At 48.1% G+C, this 17,325-nt stretch carries 17 protein-coding genes; 8 read left to right on the plus strand and 9 right to left on the minus strand.

Going from position 1 to position 17,325, the window contains the following annotated elements; translation table 11 throughout:
- Positions 1 to 330: 330 nt before the first annotated feature.
- From mnmE to OXH39_09755, 6 genes are all read right to left on the minus strand, one after another.
- Positions 331 to 1,719: a tRNA uridine-5-carboxymethylaminomethyl(34) synthesis GTPase MnmE gene (mnmE, locus tag OXH39_09730; protein ID MCY3550723.1), complete on the minus strand. Its 1,389-nt coding sequence runs from the start codon at positions 1,717 to 1,719 to the stop codon at positions 331 to 333.
- An 84-nt stretch (positions 1,720 to 1,803) separates the two neighbouring features.
- Positions 1,804 to 2,439 (minus strand): protein jag, encoded by a 636-nt coding sequence (locus OXH39_09735; protein MCY3550724.1) that lies wholly within the window; start codon positions 2,437 to 2,439, stop codon positions 1,804 to 1,806.
- A gap of 90 nt (positions 2,440 to 2,529) precedes the next feature.
- A complete protein-coding gene (gene yidC / locus OXH39_09740; protein MCY3550725.1) occupies positions 2,530 to 4,380 on the minus strand; it encodes a membrane protein insertase YidC in 1,851 nt (616 codons plus the stop codon).
- A 62-nt stretch (positions 4,381 to 4,442) separates the two neighbouring features.
- A complete protein-coding gene (yidD, locus tag OXH39_09745) occupies positions 4,443 to 4,658 on the minus strand; it encodes a membrane protein insertion efficiency factor YidD (protein MCY3550726.1) in 216 nt (71 codons plus the stop codon).
- Between the two features lie 101 nt (positions 4,659 to 4,759).
- Positions 4,760 to 5,119, minus strand: a complete 360-nt coding sequence (rnpA, locus tag OXH39_09750; protein MCY3550727.1) for a ribonuclease P protein component — start codon at positions 5,117 to 5,119, stop codon at positions 4,760 to 4,762.
- A 3-nt stretch (positions 5,120 to 5,122) separates the two neighbouring features.
- A complete protein-coding gene (locus tag OXH39_09755) occupies positions 5,123 to 5,629 on the minus strand; it encodes an HNH endonuclease (GenBank protein MCY3550728.1) in 507 nt (168 codons plus the stop codon).
- Positions 5,630 to 6,065: 436 nt separating this feature from the next.
- On the opposite strand from OXH39_09755, the gene OXH39_09760 reads away from it, so the two are divergent.
- The 3 genes from OXH39_09760 to OXH39_09770 all read left to right on the plus strand — a co-directional run bounded on the left by OXH39_09760 (position 6,066) and on the right by OXH39_09770 (position 9,077).
- The gene (locus OXH39_09760) at positions 6,066 to 7,673 is read left to right on the plus strand and encodes a CRTAC1 family protein (GenBank protein MCY3550729.1); all 1,608 of its coding nucleotides are present in this window, start codon (positions 6,066 to 6,068) and stop codon (positions 7,671 to 7,673) included.
- An 84-nt stretch (positions 7,674 to 7,757) separates the two neighbouring features.
- Positions 7,758 to 8,408, plus strand: coding sequence for a hypothetical protein (locus tag OXH39_09765; GenBank protein MCY3550730.1), 651 nt, complete (start codon positions 7,758 to 7,760; stop codon positions 8,406 to 8,408).
- A gap of 21 nt (positions 8,409 to 8,429) precedes the next feature.
- Positions 8,430 to 9,077, plus strand: coding sequence for a hypothetical protein (locus OXH39_09770; protein ID MCY3550731.1), 648 nt, complete (start codon positions 8,430 to 8,432; stop codon positions 9,075 to 9,077).
- A 75-nt stretch (positions 9,078 to 9,152) separates the two neighbouring features.
- Here the strand turns inward: OXH39_09770 and OXH39_09775 are convergent, their stop codons facing one another.
- Together OXH39_09775 and rimI are read right to left on the minus strand one after the other, a co-directional pair.
- Entirely contained in the window at positions 9,153 to 9,932 is a 780-nt protein-coding gene (locus tag OXH39_09775; GenBank protein MCY3550732.1) for an isochorismatase family protein, read from the minus strand.
- Complete coding sequence (rimI, locus tag OXH39_09780; GenBank protein ID MCY3550733.1) at positions 9,922 to 10,389, minus strand: ribosomal protein S18-alanine N-acetyltransferase; 468 nt, start codon at positions 10,387 to 10,389, stop codon at positions 9,922 to 9,924. Before rimI ends, OXH39_09775 begins: the two co-directional genes overlap by 11 nt.
- Positions 10,390 to 10,951: 562 nt before the next feature.
- Here rimI and OXH39_09785 point away from each other — a divergent pair.
- From OXH39_09785 to OXH39_09805, 5 genes are all read left to right on the plus strand, one after another.
- Positions 10,952 to 12,097: a PLP-dependent aminotransferase family protein gene (locus tag OXH39_09785; GenBank protein ID MCY3550734.1), complete on the plus strand. Its 1,146-nt coding sequence runs from the start codon at positions 10,952 to 10,954 to the stop codon at positions 12,095 to 12,097.
- 591 nt (positions 12,098 to 12,688) lie between these two features.
- Positions 12,689 to 14,056, plus strand: a complete 1,368-nt coding sequence (locus tag OXH39_09790; protein ID MCY3550735.1) for a sulfatase — start codon at positions 12,689 to 12,691, stop codon at positions 14,054 to 14,056.
- 11 nt (positions 14,057 to 14,067) lie between these two features.
- Positions 14,068 to 15,129 carry a hypothetical protein gene (locus tag OXH39_09795; protein MCY3550736.1) on the plus strand — a complete coding sequence of 354 codons (1,062 nt, stop codon included), beginning with the start codon at positions 14,068 to 14,070 and terminating at the stop codon, positions 15,127 to 15,129.
- Complete coding sequence (locus tag OXH39_09800; GenBank protein MCY3550737.1) at positions 15,126 to 15,815, plus strand: hypothetical protein; 690 nt, start codon at positions 15,126 to 15,128, stop codon at positions 15,813 to 15,815. Before OXH39_09795 ends, OXH39_09800 begins: the two co-directional genes overlap by 4 nt.
- 53 nt (positions 15,816 to 15,868) lie before the next feature.
- Positions 15,869 to 17,005 (plus strand): glycosyltransferase family 9 protein, encoded by a 1,137-nt coding sequence (locus OXH39_09805; protein MCY3550738.1) that lies wholly within the window; start codon positions 15,869 to 15,871, stop codon positions 17,003 to 17,005.
- 118 nt (positions 17,006 to 17,123) lie between these two features.
- Here OXH39_09805 and OXH39_09810 read toward each other — a convergent pair.
- Positions 17,124 to 17,325: hypothetical protein (locus OXH39_09810; GenBank protein MCY3550739.1), on the minus strand; the 202-nt coding region annotated here is incomplete at its 5' end.

Below are 17,325 nucleotides of genomic sequence, written 5' to 3' on the forward strand. Positions count from 1 at the left end.
GTCATTAGCACACCTGCACTACTGTTCCGTTGAAGCGTCTTCGCTCTGTTCAAGCGCAGCTGCGCTGGTTGTTTTGCTCGATAGCGTCGTACGACACTTGAAGCAGGTAATAATAATTCTGACGAGCTCTTTCTGTCTGCCAACAAAGGACTGCTTTTGCTCTGTTTGTACGTGCCTTTGGCAGCGAGGGCACCACTGTTGTTTTGCGCCTAACACGGCTGACTCCTTTGTGATATTGTGTCCAGAATTAATGCCCTCTGCTCGCGTGCAAAAAATAGACACACCTTATCACGGTAAAAGTTCCACTTTTGTAGTTCGTCTCAATAGACATCACTTCCCAACGCAGAATTGGGAGAAGATCCTATCGAGAATGTCTTCAGTCGTTGTCTTACCGACGATGTCCCCGAGTCCATCCAAACTAATTCGCAAATCGACAGCAACGAGATCGGGAGGCATACCGTTTTCGAGGCTCTCTATCGCGTAATTGAGTCCTTCGTTAGCACGTCGGAGTGCCTCTTGATGGCGAGCGTTTGTCACAATCGGCGATTCGCCGATGACGGATTCGCCGCCAAGCAGTTCCTCACAGACGGCTGCTTTTAACTTGTCAAGCCCTTTACCCTCTGGAATCGCTGTTTCAACAATCCGTTTTTTCGGGCAGTGGGCAAGTAGTACGGCTGATGGTATCACAACCGGTAAGTCAATCTTGTTCAGAATAAGAATCGCCTTAGACGATTGCGCTGTTTGTAAAAGATCTAAATCGGCATCATTTAAAGGTTGCGATGCGTCAAACATCAGCAGTCGTAATTCTGCCCTATCAAGTACCGCTTTGCTCCGTTCAACGCCTTCTTGTTCAACGATGTCGGTTGTTTGTCGAATACCAGCAGTATCAATGAGCTTCAGCGGAATGCCGCTGATATTAACGGCTTCCTCAATCGTATCGCGCGTTGTGCCGGGTGTATCCGTGACGATGGCGCGTTTTGTTCCAACAAGCGCATTGAGAAGACTCGATTTTCCGACGTTGGGCTTACCCAAAATCGCGACGTTGACACCTTCCGTGATAATTCTACCCTCGGTAGCAGTTTCGAGCAGAGCAACTAAGTCCGACTGAACCACACGTGCGGTTTCGAGCTGCGTCTCCACCTTCATGAAATCCAAGTCTTCCTCAGGAAAGTCGATAGATGCCTCGATTTCTGCAAGTAAACCTGCCAGTCTGTCACTCAGACGATTTACGGTGTCAGAGAGCCTCCCAGCGAGTGTCTCTATAGCGATTTTTCGACTTAGATCTGTCTTTGAGGCGATGAGTTCAGCAACCGCTTCAGCTTGTGCCAAGTCCAACCTTCCGTTAAGGAAAGCACGTTTTGTGAACTCCCCCGGTTCTGCAATCCGTGCACCGCTCTTCACTACCAAATTCAACACAGCCGTGAGCGTCACCATCCCACCGTGGCAGTTAAATTCGACGATGTCTTCCCCCGTATACGTTTTAGGGGCGTGCATGATGCCAAGTAGGGCTTCATCAATAACCTCATCGGATGCGGTGGCATCCACAATGTGTCCGTATGTAAGTGTATGCGTTGGTAGTTCTGCGAGGGATACTGTGCGCAGTGATCGGAACAATTCAGAGGCAATCGGCAGAGCGAGCGAACCACTTACTCGGACAATGCCGATGCCGGCTTCACCCCGTGCTGTCGCGATGGCAGCAATCGTATCATGGAATTTCATTTTTTGGACCCAACGCACAAAACAAGAGATACCAATGATGTCCCATTAAAGCACCAGAAGCATAGGAAAATTGGACACCAGCGTTTAATTAGGGTTGTAGGGTTGTTGCGTTGTGACAACGACACGCCGCATTTCGCCTTCACCTTGGCTATAAGTAGAAACGACATCGTCCTCCTTCAAAGCAACATGAATAACGCGCCTGTCACGTGCGGACATCGGTGCGAGGACAACCTCTCGGTCAGTATACCTAACTTTTTCTGCTACTTGGCGCGCCATTTCAATGAGCCGATCTTCCCGCCGTCCTCGGTAGCCTTCGGTATCAACAAAAACCCGTTTTTTTACAAGCGAAGCTTTATTGATGATACAATTAAGCAGTCGTTCAATCGCGTCAAGGGTCTGTCCGTGTTTTCCGATGAGCAAGGCGGGACTGTCTGTGGCGATATTGAGATGTGTGCTTCCATCAACAAATTCTGATTCAACCTCTGCATCAATCTGCATCCGGTTGAGAATCTCCCTTAGGATTGTTTCTGGTGCGGTAGAGACATCTTGCTTGAGTGTCGCCCGGATTTTCGCCGGTTTTGCGCCGAAGTTTAAAATTCCTTTCGTCGGTTCACTAATGATGTCAATTGTAACTTGCTCCCGAGTTGCCTCGAGTTCGTTCAGCGCATGTTCAATTGCTTCCTCCACTGTATCGCCTTCGGTTTCAATGTAGTGTTGCACAGGTTAATATCCTCCTTACAGAGTCGTTTCCAGCGATGGAGTCGTCAATGTGGTTTGTAGACTTTGTTATACAGTGCTGGTTTATCGGACCTATTTTTGTTTCGGATTATTCCGCCTTTTCGTGTCCGTTGATGCGGTTTGATCGTCGTCAGTCGCGCTTCGATTCTGTAGGTATTGTTGTGCTATTGTAAATACATTGTTGCATAACCAATACAGCACAAACCCGGATGCCCAGTTGTAGAAGATAAAGATAAAAATTAGGGGCATAAACTGCATCAATTTCGCTTGCATGTTGTCGGTTGTTGGTGTCATATTGCCAACAAATTTCTGCTGGAGCCAAGTGGTCAAACCATTTATTATCGGTAGCAGACGGATGGCATCTATCTCTGTAACAATCAATGGAATCGTGAAAGGCAGTTCAACCAAAGTATCAGGTGCCGAGAGATCATTAATCCAGAAAAGAAAAGGTGCTCCGCGGAGTTCTACTGCACTTCCAAGAAGCGCAAAGAGTGCCCAAAAGATCGGGATTTGCGGGAGCCACGGTATGCATCCGCCTAATGGGTTGACACCGTGCTCTTTGTAAAGTCGCATTGTGGCACGGTTGAGTTTCTGTGGATCATCTCTGTATTTCTCCTTCAACTCCACAAGCTGCGGTTGCAGCCTCTGCATCTCCTTCATAGACTTGTGTGCTTTACGAGTGAAGGGATAAGAGATGACTTTCACCAAAGCTGTCAGCAGGATAATCGAGATACCGTAATTCCCAAAGACCCCATGTAATCCTTTGAATATCCAGAGCATTCCCCATGCAATGACCCCGAAAAAACCGAAGTCGATAATTTTGGACAGGTGAAGGACCAAATCCTCTGGTGCATTCGGTGCTTCTATGCTTTTTAGAATTGTGTCGTCCTTCGGTCCAACATAGAGACGGAAAGCATCCACCCTTTTCTGCTGTGCTGGTAGGACAAAACTCGGTACCACGAGTGCTGCTGTCTGCGTTGGCGCAGTGACAGTAATATTGGTTGCGGCATCTGGCTGCGGTGCCTCTATAAATTTATATGTCGCCCCAAGTTGTGGGTCCGGAATCATCAATGCGCTGAAGTACTGACTATCCATACCTGCCCAAAGGATTGTGGCTAAGGCTTGTTCCGACTTGAGCTCGCGTCTCGGTTTATCCTCACCGATGTAAGCCTTCGCGCCCTCCTCACCACGTCGTCCACGTTTACCGCTCCTTTTCTCATGTGGCAACAGATCTGCATTCATACCTCGTCCCCACTGAAGTTGGTATCCATTTATGGGTTCGTTCCCACCCATGAGCAACGGTTCGTCAGAGATGTTTTGGAAGGTTACCACCATGTCAACGAAATAGGTGCCAGGATTGAACGTGAACTGCTTTGTGACCTGTAGTTTCTCTCCAATTGGTGCCCTGAGAGTAAGCGTCTCACTCTTTTGTCCGTTTGTAATGTCAATTTCAGATTTATCAGCCTTCCATGTTGCGCGAAGTGCGTCAAGTTCCAGCTGTGAATTCGCGAACCGGAGGGCGAGGCAGCTCAGCGCATTCTCTGGAATTAAGTTCAAGGGCACTTCATGCGCATCTGACCGGTCTGGAAAATGATTTAATTGCCACTTTCTGGCGATTGCGAGTTTTTCGTTAAAGACAATACTATAGTTATCAGTCCGGACGTTGACTTTTGCGTCCTCCGGGGTTTCCTGAATTGGTGTCCAGAGATCAGGGTTGACGGATGCATCGGCTCCATCCGATGCCGATGGTGTTTCAGCATCGGCGGGTGTTTCGCTTGGACTTGTTGGTATCGGGGTTTCGGTAGTTGTTGGTTCGTTCGGTTGGGGTCCAAAACTATTTTTGAAAATATGTGGACTAATTAGGGTCCATATAACTATTACAGCAACCATTAGAACCAATGCAAGAATATAACGTGCTCCCATCGAAATTAGGCACTCCTCATTTTTTATGTTTCCCAGATATTAATTTTTAAAGTTTGTACCTACTATTTTAGCGGATCAAAGCCACCCGGATGATATGGGTGGCATTTTGAAAGTCTTTTAATTGTTAACCAGCACCCTTTGAGTATTCCGTACCGTTCTAACGCTTGGAGTGCATATTGTGAGCAGGTCGGGTAGAACCGACAAGAAGGTGGTAACAGCGGCGAAATAAAGCGTCGATAAAAGCGGATAAGTCGTACGAACACAACTATCCTACTCAACTTAGAACGTACTCGTTGGTTTTCACTCTGACCTATATCTTCTTCGTGATGCTTGCAATGTGGCACGCCTCTGTTCCTCATTGACCGCTTTCGTTTTTACTTCACTCTGTACCGTCGTGAGTTGGATCGTTTAAAATAGATGCTTTCCGAAATAGACTCAACAATCCATTTTCTGCTTCCTGACACGTGAGTCGGCAGGCTTCTGTTCTGCCGACAACTACAATATCGTATGCGACCTTTATCCGCGGGCGTAACTGCCGGAAGGATTCACGAATTAATCGTTTGACGCGATTTCTTTGGACACTTTTTCCTACTTTTTTGCTGACGGTTATTCCCAATCGGAGGCTATCGAAACGGGTGTGGAACACGTATATCACAAAGTAGCGATTCCAATACTTACTGCCCTTCTGATAGGCGCGCTGAAATTCCCAACGCTTTTTCAGTTTTTTTGGATCTTGCATGGTTTAATTGATATACAAATATTTTCTCCACGACGGATGGCACCCACGAAAATGACGGTTGAGTTGCAGATAGGTTAAAATTGAGGGTGTTTTGGGTTGACGCTTCAGTTTCAGTCGCGCCTCGTAAAGCATCTTACTGCCTTTTTTGTTATTACATTTTTTGCACGCCGTCACGACGTTCTCCCATGTTGTTTCCCCGCCGCGAGAGAGCGGCACCACATGGTCGATCGTGAGCTGCGCTGTCGGGAATTCCGAGTGACAATATTGGCACGTATACTGGTCACGGACAAGCACATTCCTACGTGAAAATTTGACGACACTGCGCGGAACGTGAACGTAGTTTACTAATCGAATTACATGTGGTACTTTTATCGCAGCACTCGGCGAATGAATTTCAACATCAGAGACTTCTTCAGTCTGTGCGGTGCCTTTGAAAACCATTTTCATCGCGCGCCGGAGGTTGCAAACGTTGATCGCTTCGTAACTGGCGTTGAGTACCAAGACAGACATTTCCACTTGCAAGCCCTCTAACCTAAACAACTGGCTTTAACCACATTAACACTTATGTATTTTAACACACTTTCAGCGTAATTGCAACTAAAATCTCCATATTTACGGAAATAGATGTCCTCATTCTTCTTTAGATTGAAGCACCTCTAAGCAAGACAGAGATCCCGACCAAGACGCTATACATATACCGCCCCTATGGGGCTTGATTTTTTGATGATACACACTTCTACACAGATATCGCCCAACGGGGCTAAAGATGTTTCCAGCAAACTATTGCTCGACCGCACCGTATCTTCTCCATTCTCCACTGGCAAGAGTTCCTAACATCACCTACTGACAACCGATAACTAATAACTGAAATTAAGGCACACCCGATTTACGGTTTTGTGTATAATGTTCAGTAGAACGCGAATCGAGTTCCAAAAGAGGAGTTTGAATGCACAATACGTTACGGAAAGCCGTTGTCATCTTGAGCCTTGGGTTTACCTTGAGCAGTTATGCATCTGATATCCAATTTGTCGATGTCACCGAACAGGCAGGTATCCATTTTGAGCACGCTGGCGGTATCGACTTACGTGTGCTGCCTGCACTCGTCGGTTCAGGTGCAGCGTGGTGCGACTACAATAATGACGGTAGATTAGACCTTTACATTGTCAACGGTTCCTTAGTTCGACCCGCAGCGGACGCTGTCCTCCCAAAAAACACGCTCTACCGAAATAACGGTGATGGTACCTTCACGGATGTAACCGATGTCGCTGGCGTTGGCGATACCGGTTGGGGCATGGGATGCGCTTTCGCAGATTACGACAACGACGGTGATGCCGACCTCTATGTCACGAACTATAAAGCGAATCTGTTTTATCGGAATAACGGTGATGGCACTTTCAAACGCTTCTCATCGGGTGCAGGAGGCGTTGGACATAACGGTTTCGGTGCTGGTATCGCGTGGGGCGATTACGATAGCGACGGCTATCTTGATCTTTACATCGGCAACTATATTGAATATACCAAAGTGCCGCAGGGAGATGAAGTCTTTTTCCCTTACGACTTCTTCGGACAGGCAAACGTGCTCTATGTGAACAAGGGAGATGGCGGGTTCATCGATATAACAAATGCTGCCAAAGTGAATGGTGGGTTTCATCTGACACTTGGGGTCGCTGCAGCAGATTACGATACCGATGGCGATCTGGATCTCTATCTCGCCAATGATACCGACCAGAATATTCTCTATCGTAACGACGGAGAACTAACGTTCACAAATACAAACCGTCCAGACGCACGGAGTCATACCGGCGATATCCGAAGCGGTATGGGCGTTGCTTGGGGCGATTACGATATCGATGGCGATTTAGATCTTTTTGTTACAAATTGGTTGGACGAAAACAATGTCCTCTATAGAAATAACGGCGATGGCACCTTCGCTGATGTCTCCGCGCAGAGCGGTATTTTCGAGTCCGGACTCGGTAAAACATGTTGGGGCACCGCAATGTTTGATGCGGATAACGACGGCGATTTAGATATCTTCTTTGCGGCGGGTCACATTGATCCGGCTTCGTGGGAAGCGCACGGGCAACCTGATGTCTTTCTTGAAAACAGTGGTGATGGCACCTTCGTTGACATTTCTGAAACTGTAGGACTACGGAACTTCGGTTCGTACGGCGTTGGTAGAGGCGTAGCGATCGGAGATTACGATGCCGATGGTGACTTGGACATCTTTATTGTCAACAGCGGAGCGAAACCGATGCTGCTCCGAAACGATGGAGGCAACCGGCAGCAGTGGCTTCAGATCCGCACAGTTGGCACGGTGAGCAACCGTGATGGTATTGGCGCACTCGTGAAGGTAAGTGCAGGTGATCTTCATCAGGTCCAACAAGTAACAGCGGGGGACAGTTACCTCTCCCAGAACAGTCTTGAGGTCGAATTTGGGCTTGCACACCACAAAGTGGTGGATAAGATTGTCATTCAGTGGCCGAGTGGAATTGTGCAAACGTTGACCGATGTGAAAGCGAATCAGCGGCTTGTTGTCGCTGAACCAACAGAGTGACGGGCAAAAAAACTTGCAAATCGCATTGTGAATGTGTTATTCTTAATATGTTCACATTTTTTGTTACAATCTAAGGAGGAAAGTATGCGACAGAGTCTATTCTTGGTAATTTTACTCACCGTATTTGCTACAGGAACGATGATCCACGATGCCAGTTCTGCCGAAGAGATTCGGGTATGGGGTGGCAAGGCGCAGGATTTCAAAGATTCCAAGGGTCGTACCTGGCACGGTGGACAGAACGAGAAAAAAGCCTGGGGCGGCTGGATTGAAAAGTTGCCGCGTACGGCAGAGGTTGTACAACTTACAAAAGATGCCGAAAAACTGGCGAAAGCGGAAGGCTACGATAAAGAGCTCTTTTATGCCGTTAGTTGGGCACAGTTTCCTGATGTCGTCAAGATGGAACTGAATACCGGCAAAGGTATGTTCAATGTTACCTATCTCGTCGGTGAGCACTGGTCTCCCAAAAACCGCGGTTTCGATATTATTATTGAAGACGAGATTGTTGAAGAGGAATATGTGACACCGGGTCATCATGAGATAGATATTAAGCGGTATGAGGGCATTGAGGTTAAGGACAAGGTGATGAGCTTTGAGTTTGCTGGCAATCCAAAGACGGGTGCCGGAGATCTCAACGCTATGTTCAGTGGGATAGAAGTCATTCCCGCATTAGCCGTTGACCCGAAGCAGAAAGCCACGACGACATGGGGTATGCTGAAATCGGAACGGCAAAACTAATAATAGAAGGAGGCAATTTTGATGAGACTATTCAGTGTTTTAACAATAGTGCTTTTCTTGGCTATGTTTGCACTACCGACGCTGCTACCGGCGGAGGAATTCCGAGTGTGGGGCGGCAAGACAGATGACTTCACTGATTCGCAGGGTCGTGTCTGGAAGGGCGCGCAGCAGGAAAACCAATCATGGGGTGGGTGGATAGAGCTGGCACCTCGCACCGCCGAAGTAAAAGAGTTGACAGCCGATGCACAAGCACAGGCTGAAGCCGCTGGCTACGACGTGGACCTCTTCTACGCTGTCAGCTGGGCACAGTTTCCTGCCACTGTTAAGTATCAATTTAAAACCGGCGACGGCGCTTTTGATGTTACCTATCTCGTCGGTGAGCACTGGTCGCCGAACAACCGTGGTTTCGATATCTTCATTGAAGAGGAAAACGTTGAACCGCTCTACGTTACACCGGGTAGACATGAGATTGATATCAAGACCTATCCAGGGATTATAGTGAGCGATGGCACCCTTGATTTCGACTTCGCTGGGAATGCTGAGACCGGCGCAGGCGATCTGAACGCGATGTTCAGTGCCTTGGAAGTTGTACCCGCTGTGAGCACCGCTGTCGATCCGAAGCAGAAACTCACAACAACGTGGGGCGCGTTGAAAGACAACCGTCAATAAGACACGTACTCAATCGAAAAAAGCCCGCGGTATTCTCGTTACCGTGGGCTTTTTGTTATGTGGTTGTCGGCTATTTCAAACCTTCGGTGTTGTCAAATCACCGCTTAGGATTGTGGGGCACCAGAATTTCTCAATATACTCAATGATTAACTGGGTCCCCGCTTCATGACTAACATAAGGCGGTTTGAAGGGATTGTACATCGCATCGGTGAGATCGCGTGCGAGAACAGCATTGACCCCCCAGCGTACCATCTGTTTAATCGCGAAAGAACGTCCCAGAACGCACATATTCGTATGAACACCCATGAAGATGATATTCTTGATACCCTTGTGGTTCAATAAGTTGTAGACCTCCTGCCCGTTGTCGCTGATGGCATCTGTATCAGAAATTTCAATGGCTGGATGTTGACGGTGCCACGCCTTGTAGCCATCGGTTTCGCCGGTGTCTGAGCCACCATCGGATGCATCAACGGGTAAAGGTGGGTCGGGTATCTCGCGTTCAGGGGGTGTATCGGTATGTGGCAGCTCTAACACTGAACGCCGTGCCGGGTGCGCTTCGTAGAAATCCATCGTATCGGAAGGGGCATGGATAATCTGCACACCGCTTTGTCTCGCCCGATCAAGCACGATGTTCATCCGAGGTGCCATGATGTTCACGCGCTCCGTCGCTCCCCACGACCAGTGTTCGTTCCACATATCGACAACAACGATAGCGGTTTCAGAGGTGTTCCAATTGATTTCTTCTTCAATGACGCGCCAGCCGTTTCTGCCGACTGTCCGTGCTTCCTGTCGGCGGGTTGAGAGCGATAGCGTTCCAGTTGCTGAAAAGGTATGGCTTAGTAGGTTAAGTAGCATCGGTTTCTACTCCTTTTCGTAAAACATAAGCGTCTTTATACCGTCCGTAGTAATTTTTTCGGATGCCACAGATGCGGAACCCGAACTGCCGGTAGAGATATTGTGCCGGTAAATTGCTAACGGCGACCTCTAAGAAAACCTCGTGTCCATCGTATGCCTGTATTGTTTCCAAGGCAGAGGCGAGCAGGTATCTACCGATACCTTGCCGCCGATAGACAGCCGGTACCGCGAGGTTCAGGACCTGTGCTTCTTCATGGAGAATAGTGAACACAATGTAGCCAACGAGGGTATTTTCACGCCGTGCGACGTAAACATGTTCGTACGACTTGGGTTGCTTCAGAGACAACGTGAAGTCGGCTTCGCTCCACGGATTGTCAAAGCATTCATTTTCGATTTCCAGGACCTTCTGTAGGTCGCACAAGCACATCGGTTCAAACGTGAGATTTTGGGTCGTCATTTGCGTAGATAGATGTAGGAAAATTGAAGAGCATCGCAGTTTATTTCGCTTTCATAAAGATAGCGAAAGTATAGCATAATGTAGGAAGGGATGTCAAATGATTAGAGTTACAGAGTTATGAACGCAGTGGTGAAAAAACAACAAAACATCAAACACCACAGAATTTTCGATTCTCTCAAAATTGACCGAAAACCTAAGCTGCCAAAGGGTTGAGAAGCGATTTTGAAAATTTCATGGGTGGTTAAATCGGTCAAAATTCTGTTATTTTCTGTTGTGAATTCGACACGTCATTGCGTCTTTTAAGGTGACAGAAGTAGAAGATATTAGCAACTTTGAGAGAGAATAAAACCAATATGTGAATTATAAATATACTATAAGTTAACTATCATAATGCGTATTGATATGTTATTAGAATATACTTCGTTCTGTCGGTTGCATGGGATAAATCGTTCCTACAGAAGAACTGAATGCCTTTGATTTAGCGGTTTTTCGGTGTTGTTTTTTTTCGAGAAGTCTGTTATAATTTGCTTATGTGGAATTCGTGTAGAAGAAGGAGCATATCATGAAAGACTTTGGTTTTACAGGTGGGCGTCCGGATCCGTATACATTTCCGACAGAGGGTTTAATTGCGGCGAGCGAAAAGGCACTCCGTAAGTTAGGCGGCGATCTGGTTAACTATCCGGGTGAATCTGGTTATGAGGGTTTGCGTGAACTGGCATCAATGCGGTTTGAACGACGTGAAGGTGTCCCGCTCCCGATAGATAACATTTCAATTACCTCCGGCTCCATGCAGGCGTTGGAATTGGTATTGGGAACGCTTATCAACCCCGGCGATACGGTATTGACAGAGGAATACACTTATAGTGGGACCCTCGGTATCATGCGCCATTTCAAAGCAAACATTGTTGGCGTGCCGATGGATTATATTGATGGGATGGACATGGATGCGCTGGAAGCGAAACTCAAGGAGCTCAAGCAGAAAAATATCCGTCCGTCGTTGATTTACACGACATCGAACCATCAGAACCCGACAGGGGCGATTCTCTCGCTTGAACGCCGACATCGGATGTTGGCTTTAGCGGAAGAATATGATACATTAATTGTTGAAGACGATTGCTACGGCGATATTGACTTCACATCAACCCCTACACCCGCTGCGCTTTTTAAGTTAGATACTGCAAATCGGGTGATCTTTATTGCCACTTTCTCGAAAATCTTGGGTGCGGGTGTTCGTCAAGGTTATTTCGTGGCGAGACAGCCGTATTACGGACAGATCCATCAAAACCGATGGGACGGTGGAACGAGTGCGCTCGCGAGTGCGATCGTTGCTGAATTCTTCATGGAACACCTCGAATCACACCTCGTGAAGACGAATGCTGCTGTTGGTGCGAAATGTCGCGCAGTGGTAGATACACTTGATAAGCACGTCAGCGACCTCTGCACATGGACACGACCGCGCGGTGGACTTTTCCTTTGGATAGATTTACCGGAAACGACAGACCTAAACAAATTACAGGAACTCGCTTCGGCAAAAGGGGTTGGCTATAGTAATGGGAGTGCTTTCCATTATGCAAACGAACCTGTAAAAGCGATTCGACTTGCTTATGCTTACTGCCATGTGGACGATGTTCCTGAAGGGATTACTTACCTGTGTGAGGCTATTCGAGCGGCGCAGGTGAGTTCGGCAGACGTAGCAGCAGGAGATTAGTATTCTATAGACATATCACCCCTAATGAAGATTAAGAATTTAATTGGGTAATGTATGTGTTCATTGTCTGAATCACGGAGAACACGGAGGACGCGGAGGACACGGAAATTGTGGCGTGCGGGGTGTTCATCGTCTGAAGCAGGATTTACAGGATTCTAAGGATTCACAGGATTATGGAGTCTTCTTGATTGAAAACTGTGCTTTATAGAATTACCCAAATATTTTATTAAACTGCATACGGGGTGAGGAAAGAGACGAAAACCCTTTCTGAAATGTGCAAAACTCGTTAGTAGCAACTTGGGTTATTTATAGACATAGCACTCCTACGGAGTGCGGTCCCTTAAATACACCGTTTCTATAGACATATCACCCCTACGGGGTGAGGAAAGTATCCGAAAAACCGTGTTAGAATGCCAAAAATCCGCTGGTAGCAACTTGGGTTATAAGAAGGGATTTTCAAAAAATTTGAAAATTCTCGTGCCTAATGTCATCTACCAGTTAGATAAAAACGTTACAGTTTTACAAGAGAGTTTATCGCGTGCGGGTCTTGTTGTGTGAAAAATCTATCGGTATGGGAAAGGAGTCGAATTTTTGCGTAATATTATTCTCATTTCATTGGATACGTTGCGGGCATCGAGTATGAGTTGCTACGGGCATCGCAACTTGACGACACCGCATCTTGATGCGCTTGCGGAGGGATCGGTGCTTTTTGAGAAGTGTATCAGTCCACATATCCCCACGCACCCTGCCCATACAACCATATTTACTGGCAAGGATGTTTTGTCGCACCAAATTATTACGCAGGGTGGAACGCTTAACCTCGCAACGGACGTGCAGACGATTCCAGAGTTACTGAGTGAGGCGGGCTATTTCACCGTTGCAGCGGACAATTTGGGACGTTGGTTCCAGCGCGGTTTCCCTGAAGCACAGTATCGCGGTTACCGGTGGGAGACGGGCTACCGCAATGCCCGAAAGGCGGAAGCGGTCAACCAGACAGCGATCGAACTCTTGGACCTCGCCCAAGCGCAAGACAAACCTTGGTTCGCCTTTCTCCACTACTGGGATCCACACACGCCTTATCTGCCACCGCTGCCATTCGAGCGAATGTTTTATAGTGGAGACGAATGTGATCCGAACAATCAAAGCATGGACGCTGTCTATGCATGTGAGCCTTTTACGGACTATTTTCGTCAATGGATGTGCACACCGGATCCCGCGGACCCAGATAACATTGCCAAAAAACGACTTTGGACGGACAGGCGGTATGTGAACGCGCAATACGATGCTTCGATCGCTTATATGGACGCATGCCTCGCGCAGTTGTTCCGATACCTACACGACTGCGGGCAGCTTGAGGAGACGCTACTGATTATCACTGCTGACCACGGTGAAGAACTTGATGAACACGAACTCTGGTATGATCATCATGGGCTTTATGAGACGAATTGCCATGTGCCGTTGATCGTTCACTGCCCCGCGCTTATTCATGAGGGACAGCGGCTTGGAGGGCTTGTCCGCCTTACCGATATTGCTCCGACGATCCTTGATTATGCGGGACTCACCGCAGTGGCGGAACGTGAACAGATGGACGGCACAAGTATGCGTGCCTTGATGGAGAACGGTACGCACGATGGGACGACAGAAGCGGTCTATCTGACCGAGTGTGGATGGATGAAAAAGCGAGGCTGGCAGACGCAGAAATGGAAATTGATTGTTGAAACCGGTGGTACACCGGCTGTCTACAATACGCCGGATTTAGAACTCTACGATCTTGAAGAGGATCCAGATGAGGTCTACAATCTGGCTGAAGAAGCGGATGATGTTGTTGAACGTTTGAAAGCCGATATGGCGGCGTTTCTGCAACGTCGACTTGCTGAGACGGGACTGCCCGATCCAACGGTTGAACAAGAGATTACTATGCGGCGCATCGGTGATAAATCCAAAGCAGTGCCGCTTTAGAGGGGAACATCGTGAGATATAGAGGTAAATTGTATCCTATTTGTGCCGTTTTCAGTCGCTCCTTCTATAATAGCCTGATACGAGCACAAGGAGTGTTCGTGCTTCTTGCGATGATGTTCGTTTTCACGAGTTGCGCTGCGTTGGAGGAAGCACAGCGACGCCGCGAGAAACGGATCCTCGAAGAACGGAATGCGACTTCGCTCATGCTCCAACCCTCGAAAGCAAAGTTTGAGATTAGAGAGGATGGGACATTCGAGAGCGATCACTACACCCTCAAGTTTGCCGAAGATTTGATAGTACATGAAGGATTCGACGAGGCGGAGAAGCGGGAATTGTTCGCCGAAAGTGCGCTCGGTTATATGGAAAGTCTTTACGACGCGATGAATCGACTCTTCGGTTTTAAACCGAAGCATAAAATTCACGTGACACTGCATCACCTCTACAGAGGCACCAATCTCGCAGCGTATACGCGTACGGACTATCGTTCAGGTATGGCAGACGGACGGTATGTGAAGTTTGTTAACGGTATTCAGATGGATTTCCCGATGCGGATGTATGAAAAACACGGGGTGCGAGTCCATGAGTTGACACATGCCTTTACGAATATCTATTTTCTACCGGTATGGTTCTCGGAAGGCATTGCTGTCCTGATTCAGACGGAGTATGCGAAAGGCGGGTTACATCCTAAATTTGATAGCCTTGAGGCGGATTTGGAGATTGATCTTGATGGCGTGAATCAATTGGAGAGTTGGGGCGGACATACTGATAACGATCCGCTGACGCAATGGCGATACAGATATTCGTACACGCTCGTTGCGGAACTGTGGGAGAAGTACGGTGCAGATTTTTATATCAGGGTTTTTCGGTTGATGGAAGGGGATGGTCTCCATCAAAAGCTGGCGGGGAATATGAAGACGAGTTTTCTGGTTTATTATTTCAGTGAAGCGGCGGGTGAGGATCTGGTGCCGTTCTTTAGGAAATTGCATTTCAAGGTGCGCAGACTGACAAAAGAGGACATCCTTAAGCAGATTGAAGAGAATAGAGCGAGTAGTCTACGTCGGAGGCGACAATGAGCGTTAGCGTAAAACCCATAATTACCTATACACAAACGCAAGGGCGAGGATACAATCCTCGCCAGCAGCGCGACGGCTTTTGGCCGCTACGGAGAGGCAGAGCATATACGAGGCAGGCACTTCTGTTATTGGGGTTGATGTGTCTATGCTACGGTTGCAGTCTCGGTCAGGAGTGGAGCGAGAACTACGCCCTTCTACCGGGTGTAACTGCCAGCGATCCGTCATTCATTGATGGAAAACCTGAGACTATCGGAGAATCTCAACGTAAAAAGGGATCAGGCAATGTCGTCACCGACCTTGATATCCCATCAGAGGCAATCATTCATTTGCCGGAGAAGAAGTCGCTCTATCGGATTGTGATCCACTCTACGAATTTGGAGGAGTTTGAGTTGATGGCGTTCAACACGCGTGGAGAGTGGGACAAAATCCATGACCAGCGGAGCAATAAGGAACCGGTCATTGATATCCGCCTCAACAAAGCGGTTACGACAACGGGTATTAAGGTCATTGTGCACCGGACATCGGAGGATGCTGCTCGGAGGCGGGAGAATGTCCAGATAAGGCGCGAAAATGTGGAAATTGCAGAAGGACAGATGAGACGCGGGCGTTACCGTTACTATATAACGGGACCGACAACAGCGCTCGCGAAAATTTCGGAGATTGAGTTGTACGGATACGCGAATTAGTTGTCAGTTATCAGTTATCAGTTGTCAGTCGGCATTGATTATTTTTGGGATTTATGCAGTCCACTTGGGTTCAACAGTACTTAGACCGGTACCTCGGCATCCCGCTTTGTGTTATACTCGGTCTATTTTGTAGGCAGGCACCGGTAACATCTACCCCCAAAAAAGTTCTTTTCATCCAACTCTCTGCCTTGGGTGACACGATTTTAGCGATCCCTACCATTCGAGCGATACGACACACTTTCCCTAATGCCGAATTTACGATATTAGCATCACCAACGAACCTGAATTATTTGGCAGCGTGCCCTTATATTGACAGACGTATCCCATTCCGTAAGCCGGGCTACCAGTTGATTTCGTCGCTGCGTCGTGAGGGGTTCGACTGGGTGATTGACTTGGAGCATTGGCCCCGATTGAGCGCGCTGCTCGCCTACGCAACCGGTGCCCCGAGGCGAATTGGGTTTTCGACAAAGGGACAGCACCGCCATTTCCTCTTTACAGAGACGGTGCCACACGTCCAAGGGCGGCATGAAGTCCGAAATTTCTTGGGTCTCGCGGCGCAGTTGGCGTGCCCGATACACGAACTCGGACTTGAGGTGTGGTGCGATGAGAAAGCGCGTATGTGGATACGTGAAACCTTGACGAAAGAGGGGGTCTCGCCCGATCAACCGCTTATCGTGTTACACCCGGAGGCAGGCAGACGTGGTGAGCCTCGCAGGCGATGGCCACAGGGGCGCTACGTCGCGTTGGCGAATGCACTTGTTGAACGGTATGACGCAGAGATCGTTTTGACGGGCGCGCCTGATGAGGTGGCGGTCTCTGAAGAGATTGCGGCGCGGACAAAGCACCGGTCGGTCGTGCTGGCGGGGCGGACGGATGTTAATCAACTTGCTGCGCTTTTTACGGATGCGACGCTGGTCGTGAGCGGCAACTGCGGTCCGATGCACCTTGCAGCGGCAACTGGAACGCCTGTTGTTGGGTTGCACGGTCCCACGAATTTTGCGCAGTGGGGTCCCTGGGATCGGAATGCAGGTATTGTGCGCGCACGAATACCGTGTAGTCCGTGTCTCAATTTGGGGTTTGAGTATGGGTGCCAAGCACTGTCCGACGGGACTTCACCGTGTATGCATACGGTTGAGGTTACGGCTGTCCTTAGAGAGTGTGAACGGCTGCTTGCAGGTCAATTAACGTGAGTTGGGTCTAAGAAATCTGAAGCAGGATTTACAAGATTCAAAGATTTTCAGGATTAGTCAATCCTTTTGACTGAAACTGCTTTTTATGGAATTAACGAAATATTTTCTTACAGCAATTCTATAGACATATCACCCCTACAGGGCGAGGAAATACCTGAAAAGTGCTGTTGAAATACGCAGAAATATCCAATTCTATAGACATAGCACCCCTAATGAAGATTAAGAATTTAATCGGGTAATTTTTGCCGATGCCCGGTGCGGTTCCAAACCGCACCATAGGTGTCAATTTAGGGATATTTCGTTGTATTTTATAGGAACGT

The sequence above is a fragment of the Candidatus Poribacteria bacterium genome (genome assembly GCA_026702755.1).
Classification (GTDB): domain Bacteria; phylum Poribacteria; class WGA-4E; order WGA-4E; family WGA-3G; genus WGA-3G.

Bases quoted from the DNA above. Each gene is read 5' to 3' on its own strand.
- mnmE (MCY3550723.1), bottom strand. From the start codon at position 1,719: ATGAAATTCCATGATACGATTGCTGCCATCGCGACAGCACGGGGTGAA.
- yidC (MCY3550725.1), bottom strand. From the start codon at position 4,380: ATGGGAGCACGTTATATTCTTGCATTGGTTCTAATGGTTGCTGTAATA.
- OXH39_09765 (MCY3550730.1), top strand. From the start codon at position 7,758: ATGCGACAGAGTCTATTCTTGGTAATTTTACTCACCGTATTTGCTACA.
- rimI (MCY3550733.1), bottom strand. From the start codon at position 10,389: ATGACGACCCAAAATCTCACGTTTGAACCGATGTGCTTGTGCGACCTA.
- OXH39_09770 (MCY3550731.1), top strand. From the start codon at position 8,430: ATGAGACTATTCAGTGTTTTAACAATAGTGCTTTTCTTGGCTATGTTT.
- OXH39_09805 (MCY3550738.1), top strand. From the start codon at position 15,869: ATGCAGTCCACTTGGGTTCAACAGTACTTAGACCGGTACCTCGGCATC.
- OXH39_09760 (MCY3550729.1), top strand. From the start codon at position 6,066: ATGCACAATACGTTACGGAAAGCCGTTGTCATCTTGAGCCTTGGGTTT.
- OXH39_09800 (MCY3550737.1), top strand. From the start codon at position 15,126: ATGAGCGTTAGCGTAAAACCCATAATTACCTATACACAAACGCAAGGG.
- OXH39_09755 (MCY3550728.1), bottom strand. From the start codon at position 5,629: ATGTCTGTCTTGGTACTCAACGCCAGTTACGAAGCGATCAACGTTTGC.
- OXH39_09785 (MCY3550734.1), top strand. From the start codon at position 10,952: ATGAAAGACTTTGGTTTTACAGGTGGGCGTCCGGATCCGTATACATTT.
- OXH39_09775 (MCY3550732.1), bottom strand. From the start codon at position 9,932: ATGCTACTTAACCTACTAAGCCATACCTTTTCAGCAACTGGAACGCTA.
- rnpA (MCY3550727.1), bottom strand. From the start codon at position 5,119: ATGCAAGATCCAAAAAAACTGAAAAAGCGTTGGGAATTTCAGCGCGCC.